This window comes from Pseudomonas sp. NPDC007930 (assembly GCF_042958985.1).
GTDB lineage: Bacteria > Pseudomonadota > Gammaproteobacteria > Pseudomonadales > Pseudomonadaceae > Aquipseudomonas.
Genome location: NZ_JBIBKC010000004.1, coordinates 102,853 through 112,914 on the forward strand (window position 1 = coordinate 102,853; position 10,062 = coordinate 112,914).

Genomic DNA, 10,062 nt, shown 5'->3' on the forward strand with positions numbered 1-10,062 from the left:
CTTAATCCCCTTGGTGGCTCAAATCGATCTTTGGTTGACCCGTTTCGAGAGTGCCTCAGCGCTTTCCTTACGCTCGGAGTAGCGGTCTACCAGATACGTTTCCCGGCCCCGAACCATCAACGTGAACTTCATCAGTTCTTCCATCACGTCCACCACACGGTCGTAGTAGGCAGATGGCTTCATACGCCCTGCATCGTCAAACTCCAGGAACGCCTTGGGTACGGACGATTGGTTTGGGATGGTGATCATTCGCATCCAGCGCCCGAGGATCCGCAGCTGGTTTACCGTGTTGAAGGACTGTGATCCACCGCAGACCTGCATTACGGCGAGCGTCTTGCCCTGGCTAGGCCGGACAGCGCCCATCGTGAGAGGAATCCAGTCGATCTGGGCTTTGAATACAGCAGACATTGCACCGTGACGCTCTGGCGAACACCACACCTGTCCCTCTGACCACAGAACCAGATCTCGCAACTCTTTAACCTTTGGATGGTCTTCCGGGGCGTCATCAGGGAGAGGCAGACCTGACGGGTCAAAGATCACGACCTCGGCCCCCATTAGAGTCAGGATGCGTGCCGCCTCCTGAGTCAGTAGCCTACTGAAAGAGCGCTCACGGGTTGAACCGTACAACAACAAAATGCGTGGCTTGTGAGTCGCTTGGTCGTTGTTTTGAAGACGATCCAGTGTTGGGACGTCGATCACTGATAAATCCAGATTTGGAATTTCCGGACTGCCCTCCGAGGAAAATTCGTCCATTACAGTTCACCTATCCGATCTAGCTCGCACTTCAGCTCCTGCGGTGTAAACGCCGAATGATCCAGGCTGAAGAACGCGTCGAAACGCTTTCTGATTTGGACGACGGTCGAGTCAAATGCAGCCTGTATGTCGCTGTCCGTTCCTTCAACATCGGAAGGGTCGGCAAGGCCCCAGTGGCTTTTGACAGCAGGCCCAAAATAGACCGGGCAGGGTTCGCCTCCGGCCTTGTCACAAACGGTGATAACCACATCGGGTGGTGAGTCCGAAAAGACCTCTGAACCTTTGCTGTAGAGATCTGTGGTGTCGATGCCCAGCGCTTGCAGCGTGCTCACAGCGCGGGGATTCAGTTGCCCACTGGGGAAGCTGCCTGAACTGACGGCAGTAAAACCGTCCGGGGCCGAGTGGTTGAACAGCCCCTCAGAGAGAACGCTCCGACAGCTGTTGGCCGTGCACATAAACAGTACTTTCATGGGTGTCTCCTAGACGGGAATGCTCAGCCGCAACGCCAGTGCCGCAAGCGTTACCAGCAAGATAGGGAGGGTGAGGATGCTGCCGACTTTGAAGTAGTAGCCCCAGGTGATACGGATATTTTTCTGCGCCAGGACATGGAGCCACAGCAGCGTGGCCAAGCTTCCGATTGGGGTAATCTTTGGGCCGAGATCGCAGCCGATGACGTTGGCGTAGATCATGGCTTCACGCACCAAGCCCGTAGCGTCGCTACCCTGAATGGATAGAGCGCCGATGAGCACACTCGGCATGTTGTTCATGATCGAGGACAACAGCGCAGCGGTGATGCCCGTGCCGAAGGTCGCGACCCACAGTCCATGTTCGGCGAACGTGTTAAGCAATCCCGAGAGGGAGTCAGTCAGACCGGCATTGCGCAGGCCATAGACCACCAGATACATGCCCAGCGAGAACACGACGATCTGCCAGGGTGCGTGCTTGATGACTTTCCTCGTCGAGATGATGTGGCCTTTCCCTGCGATGACCAGCAGGATCACCGCACACACAGCAGCGACGGCGCTGATAGGGATGCCTAACGGTTCCAGTGCGAACAGGCCAACCAGTAGTAGGCCAAGCACCCACCAGCCAGCAATGAAGGTCGCCCGGTCACGAATCACAGCCTCTGGTGCCTCAAGCTCATTCGCGTCGTACTGGGCGGGAATGTCCTTTCGATAAAACATCCAGAGCATGAACAGCGTCGCGGCCACTGCCACTAGGTTCACTGGCCACATGACTGAAGCGTACTCTCCGAAACCTACGCTGAAAAAGTCTGCCGAAACGATGTTGACCAGGTTCGACACCACCATGGGCAGACTGGCGGTATCGGCGATAAAGCCTGCGGCCATCACGAACGCCAAGGTCGATGCAGGGCTAAAGCGCAACGCCGTGAGCATCGCTATAACGATGGGAGTGAGGATCAGTGCTGCGCCGTCGTTGGCGAAAAGCGCCGAGACGGCTGCCCCGAGCAAGATCATCAAAGCAAACAGGCGCCCGCCTTTCCCACCGCCCCAGCGGGCGACATGAAGCGCTGCCCATTTGAATAAACCCGCTTCATCAAGCAGCAAACTGATGATGATTACGGCGATGAAAGTCGCGGTAGCGTTCCAGACGATGTGCCACACCACCGGCACATCCCCCAGGCTCACGACGCCAGCCAGTAGTGCCAAAACGGCACCCGCTGCCGCGCTCCAGCCGACACCTAACCCCTTGGGTTGCCAGATAACAAGGACGAGCGTAACTACGAAAATCGACGCAGCGATGAGCATGGGTATCTTCCAGATCAGGAGGTCAGCAGCAGGAGGCCTGGCGTACGGGCCGGTCTTCCATGGAAGCCAGCCTTCCTTGATGGTCGTTAACCCAAGACAGGTGGGCCTGCGTAGTGACGTTCAGAACATCCAGCGCCCACTGTTCAAGCTCGGGATGCAGCCGGTAGTAAACCCACTGACCCTGCCTGCGATCCGCGAGTAACCCGCAAGCACGCAACTGTGCAAGGTGTCTGGAAACCTTCGACTGGTTATCGTCCAGAGCCCAGATCAACTCGCAGACGCACAGCTCACCCTCAGCCGAAAGCATGAGCATAATCCGAGCGCGGGTTTCGTCCCCGAGGCATTTGAAGAAGGTGTGTGGTGGAAGGCTCACAAGCAATCAACCTCAATATGTGAATAACCGAATATACGCATATAAACATATCCAGCTCGCTTGTACAAATACCTAGTGACGGGACTCGATGATCCGGGCTTCAGTGATCGCCGATCACTTCAGCAGCGCGACGGAGATATCACTCGTCAGCCATCATATGCTCGGAGGTTTGGAGCTTGGCTGATCCCCCATGGACTCCCCATCTGACTCGGCTCCGGTGTAGGCGATCTGCCATACGTCGCTAAGTCCGCTTGCGATATGATGCCAAGCAGATATCAACACAGGCAGCTTGGGAACGGTTGAAGACCGAGGCTGTATGGCTTTCATTTCACAACACAGGATCGTGTTCTATGCCAGTCGACGCACCTCCATTTGTCCCTCCACCACGACTGCCTGTAATTCCTCTCCCACCTCCGTACCAAGGGCAGCAGGCATACCTTCCGCCAGGTGCGAGTGAGTGGATGCCGCTGACAGCTGAGGCTTATCAAGTCCTGAAAGGGGTCGAGCCTGATGATGAAAATATGATCAGCTCGAACAGGAATAGGCTTAGCGAGATGTTTTCGTCTGCTCTTCAGGTACCTAACCTAGGGTTTTTTGCTGGAAGCGGTACATCTCTAGGCAACCCAGGCGGGCCTAGCATGTGGAAGCTATGGCAAGACTCGATGTGCGACCCGCAGACCCATGCGCTGACAGCTGCCGGTCAGCAGGTTACTGAGCGTGTCCGTTACGCCGAGCGCCGAAATCCGAACATCGAGCATTTCTTATCACAGTGCGATGCCTACCTGGCGTTCAATGACGACCCAGTCGTTGATGAGTTTGTCGCACTCGTGAAGGAGCAAATCCTACACGCTTGCTCAACGTTCATTACCCTGCCCACTTCAGACATATCGGCATATCGTGAACTCCTCCAGAAGCTGGCTAGGAGAAGGGTTCGTGACCCGCGCCTGAAGGTGTTTACTACAAACTATGACATGTGTTTCGAAACGGCAGCGTCGGAACTGGGTATGGTCATTATTGACGGATTTTCCTACACCCGCAGACGCCGGTTTGACGGCAAACATTTCACGTACGACATCGTACGCCGGGAGGCAGACAGCCACGAGTTTGCCGAAGGCATTTTTCAACTGCTGAAGCTACACGGATCAGTCAGCTGGAGCCGAGATGGTCATGAAATCTACGAGGACAGCCGACCGACGCCGGAAAACGCGTGCCTAATATATCCCGCAAAAGGAAAATACCAGCAAGCGTTTCTTCAACCCCACTTGGAGCTGCTTTCAAGATTTCTGGAGTTTTTACGACAACCAAACAGCTGCCTGGTTGTGTCAGGATTCGGGTTTAACGATGACCACCTTTCCGAACCGATTTATTCGGCATTGCAATCCAACCCCAGCCTGAAGCTGATTCTCTGCGACTACAATGGCATCAGCCATGTCCACAACCGTGGGGACAATGGATCGAGCCCCTACTGGGGAAAATTCCGCGATCTCGCTGAACGCGGTTTCGACGTCCATTTCGTCAGCGGTTCATTTGGCGATTTGGCGGCTCACATCCCCCACCTGCGCACCGCTTCGCCAGCTGAACAGTTGGCGAATGCTGTTAAACGGATCGGTAGATAACCATGTCTCCAGAAGGGATACTTCTTAGCACACTGAAAATCGGAGTGGTCACCAGCGTTGCAGCGCAATTGATCAAAATCAACCTGGCACATGCTGGAGAAAACAGCGGTCGATATCTAGGTCAAAATCGCTATGGCAAAGGTGAGGTGGGGGAACTGGTACTGATCGAGGGTCAGCAAGCGGTGCTCCTAGGACGCATTACTGAAGTGAACCTTCCTGATCGTGAGCGTACCGAAATTTCCCAAGACTTCGCTGGCACGCAGGCTATTGACGCAATCGGCTTGATACGCCTGCTAGGGTCTGTTCACCCACACACCTTGAAGGTCACTGCAGGCGTCAGCTCCTACCCACGACTAGGAGACCGGGTCTACTCAGCACCCGGCTCGTTTATCTCCAAAATCCCGACACTGATTTCGAGCGGGATAAATGGGGAGCCCCCTCGCGTAGCGCTCAATCTCGGACATGTATCTGGGGATGGCGGTTTCGCGATTGCTGTAACGCCAGAAAAACTCTTTGGTCGACATTGCGCGATCTTGGGCTCAACTGGAGGTGGGAAAAGTTGGACGACTTCAAAGCTCATCGAGGAATGCCGTCGATACGCTTGCAAGATCGTGCTTGTGGACGCGACAGGGGAATACCGGTCACTCGAAGGGGAAGACACAACACATCACCATCTCGGAAACCCGCTGCATCGAACTCCAGGCTCTCTTGAGGTAGGTATTCCGCCCAGATGCTTCAATGAAACTGATTTCATCGCACTCTTCCAGCCGTCAGGTAAAACCCAAGGCCCCAAACTCAGAGAAGCCATAAGGAGCCTGAGGCTTGCCGCCTTAGCTCCAGATATCTTCACAGAAGGGTACGTCCCGAAGGTAGGTCAACTCAAAGCTGATTTTCGTCGAGCGATGAACAGGGATGACAACGCCAACCGGGTAGGCAATCCAAATCTTCCCTTCGATATGAGCATGTTGGTTCGGCAAATTGTCGAGGAATGCTGCATGCCGACGGGATACAACAACGACATGACCAGATGGGGCGCTGCAAGCACCGAGCTATCGTACTGCTCCTCTCTCATGACGCGAATCATGAGCGTAATGGACTCTCCGTCGTTGAGCTGTGTGTTTCGCCCGGCAGAAGGCCTTCCGAGCCTGGTTGAACATCTCGATGAATTTATCGCTGGAGAAAAGCGGCTGTTCAGAATATGCCTCAGCTCAGTCGGCTATGAATTCAACGCGAGAGAAGTCATCGCCAACGCCATCGGCAGACTGCTATTGCTGCGAGCCCGTCACGAGGCCTTTCGACAGCGACCGTTGATCGTCATTTTGGACGAGGCTCACAACTTCCTAGGGAAAACCCTAGGAGGTGAAGATGACGTTCAGAACCTGGATGCGTTCGAACTCATCGCGAAAGAGGGCCGAAAGTACGGACTCAACATTTGCCTGGTCACCCAGCGACCACGAGACATTACCGAAGGAGTGTTGAGTCAGATGGGCACGTTGCTGGTTCATAGACTGACCAATGACCGTGACCGAGAAGTGGTTGAACGTGCGTGTGGGGAGCTGGATCGTTCAGCCGCCGCTTTCTTGCCCAATCTGAAGCAAGGTGAGGTGGCTTTGGTAGGTGTAGATTTCCCAATTCCGGTGACTATTCAGATCGGGCGTCCCACCCAGCCTCCAAAATCGGATGGGCCAAGCTTTCAAGGGCTATGGTGAAATCGCAATCCTTGTCGATGGGCGCTAGCTTATCCGGGCGGACAATTTACCTGCAGCTTCGGGTTGGTCAGGGACGTCCACGTAAGAAAATTTTGGGTCGAAATTTGGCTGATAAGGCGTATACTTCGACCCTGAAAATGAAGCTGAAACGGTCAAAAGTATACGTTTTTACCCGAGCGTACCGGCTAAGACTTGATGAAAGCCCCGCCAGCGCTGAGCTTCGCGAATGTATACACAGACGGATATGAGTATTTTGCCAGTGAAATTCAGGTAGGCAAAAGCGTATACATTAATCTAAAAAACACTAAGAACCCCCTTGCTAATGAAGGGGGTTTTTTTATAGAAAAATCAACTGCCTATACGCCCCGTGTAGTGGTCAACTGATCCCGGACACTGAATTGAGTTTTTCCTCAGCGACCGCAGGCGTTTGCCCTTCGTTGAACTGATGCGGTCGCCGCCAGTTGTATCGCTCCATCAGGAACCGGCCAATATCCTGTTGCGCTAGCGAAGCGCTCATATAGCCCACCGTCGGTATCCATTCAGTTTTCAGGCTGCGAAATAGCCGCTCCATTGGCGCGTTGTCATGGCAGTTGCCGCGCCGACTCATGCTCTGTGTGAAGCGGTATCGCCATAGTCTCTGGCGGAAACTCCGGCTGCCGTATTGACTGCCTTGATCACTGTGAAACAGCACATTTTGAGGCCGACCACGCTGCTCATAGGCCATGTCCAGCGCTTTGATCACCAGGTCGGCGTCGGGCTTGGCCGAGAACGCCCAGCCCACAACCCGGCGCGCATAAAGATCGATTACCGCCGCTAGATAGTGCCACCGACCTTCGGCCCAAACGTACGTGATGTCACCGCACCAGACCTTGTCGGGGGACGCCACGCTGAACCCTCGATCAAGCACGTTCGGGATATCAGGTCGCTCCACGGTCGCCTTTTTGTAGGCATGTGAGCCCGGCTGTTTGCTGATCAAGTTCATCTCGCGCATCAACTTACGTACCTTGAATCGCCCGATCTGCATGCCGTCCTCTTTCATCATCAGCATGATGCTCCTGCTGCCCGCAGCGCTTCGGCTTTGCGTAAACAGCTTGTTCACGCGACTGCGCAAAACCACCCGTTCGGCATCTGGATACCGACGTTTCCGGCAGTACGCGTAGTAGCACGATCGGGTTACTTCAAATACCGAGCACAACAGATCAATCGGCTCTTGAGCCCGAAGTTGATCGATTAACGCGAACGCTCGTGTTCCTCGGCCATCAAGAGCGCGGTGGCCTTTTTTAAGATGGATTTTTCCCGTTCTAGCCGGTTGATACGGGCTTCGAGTTCCTGGATTTTTTGCTGCTCAGGCGTCAGGGCTTTGCTGGTCGGAGTAGTACCGCCACGTTCTTGCTGGAGCTGGTTCACCCAACGGCGCAAGGCCGACTCAACAAGCCCAAGCGAACGGGCTGCTTCGGTATGGCTGTAGCCTTGGTCGAGCACCAGGCACGCCGCCTCGCGCTTGAACTCAGGGGTAAAGGTACGACGTTGCTTGGTCATCAGACACCTCTCTGTGGCGAGCATTCTCGCCTAAATGGGTGTCCGGTTTCATTAGACCACTACACTGGATAACGCTATTCGCTGGAGCACAAGAACGCTGCCATGATCGAAGAAAACATCAGAGCCGAAGTTGTAAGGGGCGTGAAAGACGCATTCCCCGTGCTGTTCGCCGTCGCGCCCTATGCGATGGTGCTAGGAGCTCAAGCATCCCAAGTCAGACTCTCCGTTGGGGAAGTGACCACCATGACAGGGCTGAATTTCGCTGGGGGATCTGAGTTTGCGGCTATTCAGCTCTGGTCGGCCCCTATCCCGATTTAGACGATCATTCTGATCACCTTCCTGATCAACAGTCGCCATATCGTCATGGGCGCTGCTTTGGCCCCATACCTCCAGCACCTTCCAAAAAGGAAAATTGTTCCGGCCCTTTTCTTCATGGCTGACGGAGGCTGGGCAATAAGCTATGCCGATACGCTGCGACGTTCTCTCGCCGGTTATGAAACGGCTTTCTGTAGGCCGTACTACTGGGGAGCGTAATTCCCCTTTTATCCGGTATGGGGGGGTATGCTGTTCTCGGCGCTTTGATGGGGCCGGTGCTGGGAGATATAGACCGCTACGGGTTCGCCACGGCATTCCCAGGGGTCTTCATTGTCCTGCTCCGTGGCATGTGGAACGATTTGCCAAGCCGAGGCTGATTGGCTTGATAGTGGCAGCAGCTACCTTTCTCTTGGTTCCAGGCGCGTGGTTCGTATTAGCGGGCACCGTTGCAGGCATTGCTTGAGCATACCTAGAGGCTTCAGTCGAATGATCAGTTACGCCTCTCTCATGACGATAATAGGTATGGCTCTGGTGACTTACGCCACGCGAACCAATGGGTTTCTGCTGTTGCGAAACCGTAAGCTCAGTCCACGGGCACGGGCGGTACTAGACGTTGCGCCTGGTTGCGTTTTGATTGCGGCTATCGCACCGCACTTCGTCTCGCCACACCCTGAAAAACTTCTTGCATTGGCAATTACGATAGCGGCTGCCTGGAAAAGACCAATGTTGGTGATCGTGGCAGCTGGTGTTTCTTCGCTGGCACTTTTCAAATACCTGTTGAGCAGCTAGGGAAAACTACCGTCGAAATGGATCGATCTCTGATTCACTCGCGATGGGTGTAATTGCATTCACTTGACCACCCGTTTGCATTCGACTTGACCAGTCGTTTGCATCCGACTTGACCAGTGCACATGATGCGTACGTGAACCTTAGACAGGGTGCGTAGGTGTATCAGCTTCATGTCGCCAATCCAGGACAGGACTATGATTGGTTAACTACCTTTTTTACGTTTTCGGCAGAAACCGTTGTCCTAATCCAGAAAGGCAGGCTGTTCTGGGTGCTCGGCTCAGTTTCACTACACGTCCTGGGTTCGCTGGCAATGACGGCTGCCGGGCTTCTGTCCTATCAAATATTCGACACGCGCTGAGGAGATGAACATGAAAAGTTTCCTGGTGACTTTCTTTACCCAACAGAACCGTCGCTATCAGGGAAAGATGCTCGGCGAGGATATCTCGTGTTTTTCATAAAGACCCCAATTGAGATGGGCTTCGTCGGAAAAGATGCTACGTAGTCTAACGTGCTTTCATAAGCTGTGACTTGACGACGACTTTCCGTAACACGATTTTACATTTTGGACAGGACTAGCTAAGATCGGCGCATTGGAGATGGCATTCCTCCATTAACCAACCGCTGCGCCCGTAGCAGCTGATGATGCCTACAGAAACCTGATCAAACCAGGTCTGTAGGCGTTCGCGCTCAGAATCCCTTTTTGGTCAGGCCTACTTACTTTTTGTGGCTGGCCAAATGTCTAAATTTCGACGACCTGAACAACTCGACCTACTGCCCTATATTGCGAAATGGCTTGCGCTTGCTGGTCTTGTAGCTCTTTTGGCAGGCTCTGCCTCTGCGTTATTCCTCCTTTCTTTGGATCATGCCACCCAATGGCGAGAAGCCCATCCCTGGGTGCTCTGGCTCCTGCCAGTTGCTGGCTTCGCCGTCGGACTTGCGTATCACTTGATAGGCAAACCCGTTGATGCCGGAAACAACCTGATCATCGATGAGATCCATGATCCTAAGAAGATCGTGCCTTTGCGCATGGTGCCGATGGTGCTAATCGGAACCGTGGTTTCCCACCTCTTCGGTGCATCTGTGGGACGTGAGGGAACGGCGGTGCAGATGGGCGGCGCTCTTGCCGATCAACTGACGCATGTCTTTCGGCTACGCCGCGAAGATCGCCGGGTGATTCTCTTGGCCTGTGTCAGTGCTGG

Annotated in this window: 9 protein-coding genes, 3 pseudogenes and 1 riboswitch; of the genes and pseudogenes, 7 read left to right on the forward strand and 5 right to left on the reverse strand. The window is 54.3% G+C overall.

Translation table 11 applies throughout. From position 1 onward, the window contains the following. Positions 1 to 18: 18 nt before the first annotated feature. The 4 genes from arsH to ACFZCE_RS10820 are packed head-to-tail and all read right to left on the reverse strand — an operon-like array spanning position 19 to position 2,895. Positions 19 to 753 (reverse strand): arsenical resistance protein ArsH, encoded by a 735-nt coding sequence (gene arsH / locus ACFZCE_RS10805; RefSeq protein ID WP_049860745.1) that lies wholly within the window; start codon positions 751 to 753, stop codon positions 19 to 21. Then, on the reverse strand, positions 753 to 1,223 hold the full coding sequence (locus ACFZCE_RS10810) for an arsenate reductase ArsC (RefSeq protein ID WP_049860744.1): 471 nt from the start codon (positions 1,221 to 1,223) through the stop codon (positions 753 to 755). Before ACFZCE_RS10810 ends, arsH begins: the two co-directional genes overlap by 1 nt. Positions 1,224 to 1,232: 9 nt before the next feature. Then, entirely contained in the window at positions 1,233 to 2,522 is a 1,290-nt protein-coding gene (locus tag ACFZCE_RS10815; RefSeq protein WP_049860743.1) for an arsenic transporter, read from the reverse strand. Between the two features lie 22 nt (positions 2,523 to 2,544). After that, positions 2,545 to 2,895 carry a metalloregulator ArsR/SmtB family transcription factor gene (locus tag ACFZCE_RS10820; RefSeq protein ID WP_049860765.1) on the reverse strand — a complete coding sequence of 117 codons (351 nt, stop codon included), beginning with the start codon at positions 2,893 to 2,895 and terminating at the stop codon, positions 2,545 to 2,547. Positions 2,896 to 3,533: 638 nt separating this feature from the next. On the opposite strand from ACFZCE_RS10820, the gene ACFZCE_RS10825 reads away from it, so the two are divergent. Both ACFZCE_RS10825 and ACFZCE_RS10830 read left to right on the forward strand, forming a co-directional pair. Further along, a complete protein-coding gene (locus ACFZCE_RS10825; protein WP_236690506.1) occupies positions 3,534 to 4,511 on the forward strand; it encodes an SIR2 family protein in 978 nt (325 codons plus the stop codon). Positions 4,512 to 4,513: 2 nt separating this feature from the next. Continuing rightward, positions 4,514 to 6,220 (forward strand): ATP-binding protein, encoded by a 1,707-nt coding sequence (locus ACFZCE_RS10830; RefSeq protein WP_049860742.1) that lies wholly within the window; start codon positions 4,514 to 4,516, stop codon positions 6,218 to 6,220. A gap of 376 nt (positions 6,221 to 6,596) precedes the next feature. Here the strand turns inward: ACFZCE_RS10830 and ACFZCE_RS10835 are convergent. Beyond that, positions 6,597 to 7,759, reverse strand: a protein-coding gene (locus ACFZCE_RS10835) for an IS3 family transposase (protein WP_152965737.1) whose coding sequence is annotated in 2 segments (ribosomal slippage) — positions 6,597 to 7,507 and positions 7,507 to 7,759 — 1,164 coding nt in all. Because the reading frame shifts where the segments join, the coding sequence is not laid out codon by codon here. Between the two features lie 186 nt (positions 7,760 to 7,945). Here ACFZCE_RS10835 and ACFZCE_RS10840 point away from each other — a divergent pair. The 5 genes and pseudogenes from ACFZCE_RS10840 to ACFZCE_RS10860 all read left to right on the forward strand — a co-directional run. Further along, a pseudogene (locus tag ACFZCE_RS10840) lies at positions 7,946 to 8,293 on the forward strand (AzlC family ABC transporter permease). A gap of 288 nt (positions 8,294 to 8,581) precedes the next feature. After that, the gene (locus ACFZCE_RS10845) at positions 8,582 to 8,863 is read left to right on the forward strand and encodes an AzlD domain-containing protein (RefSeq protein ID WP_349679031.1); all 282 of its coding nucleotides are present in this window, start codon (positions 8,582 to 8,584) and stop codon (positions 8,861 to 8,863) included. Between the two features lie 202 nt (positions 8,864 to 9,065). After that, positions 9,066 to 9,221, forward strand: a pseudogene (locus tag ACFZCE_RS10850) (fluoride efflux transporter CrcB); the annotation flags it as partial. Positions 9,222 to 9,231: 10 nt separating this feature from the next. Next, a pseudogene (locus tag ACFZCE_RS10855) lies at positions 9,232 to 9,300 on the forward strand (DUF190 domain-containing protein); the annotation flags it as partial. A gap of 146 nt (positions 9,301 to 9,446) precedes the next feature. Then, positions 9,447 to 9,519, forward strand: a riboswitch (Fluoride riboswitch). A gap of 79 nt (positions 9,520 to 9,598) precedes the next feature. Next, the coding region (locus tag ACFZCE_RS10860) for a chloride channel protein (RefSeq protein ID WP_390939315.1) at positions 9,599 to 10,062 on the forward strand (464 nt) is incomplete at its 3' end.

Bases quoted from the DNA above. Each gene is read 5' to 3' on its own strand.
- ACFZCE_RS10845 (WP_349679031.1), top strand. From the start codon at position 8,582: ATGACGATAATAGGTATGGCTCTGGTGACTTACGCCACGCGAACCAAT.
- ACFZCE_RS10815 (WP_049860743.1), bottom strand. From the start codon at position 2,522: ATGCTCATCGCTGCGTCGATTTTCGTAGTTACGCTCGTCCTTGTTATC.
- ACFZCE_RS10830 (WP_049860742.1), top strand. From the start codon at position 4,514: ATGTCTCCAGAAGGGATACTTCTTAGCACACTGAAAATCGGAGTGGTC.
- ACFZCE_RS10825 (WP_236690506.1), top strand. From the start codon at position 3,534: ATGTGGAAGCTATGGCAAGACTCGATGTGCGACCCGCAGACCCATGCG.
- arsH (WP_049860745.1), bottom strand. From the start codon at position 753: ATGGACGAATTTTCCTCGGAGGGCAGTCCGGAAATTCCAAATCTGGAT.
- ACFZCE_RS10810 (WP_049860744.1), bottom strand. From the start codon at position 1,223: ATGAAAGTACTGTTTATGTGCACGGCCAACAGCTGTCGGAGCGTTCTC.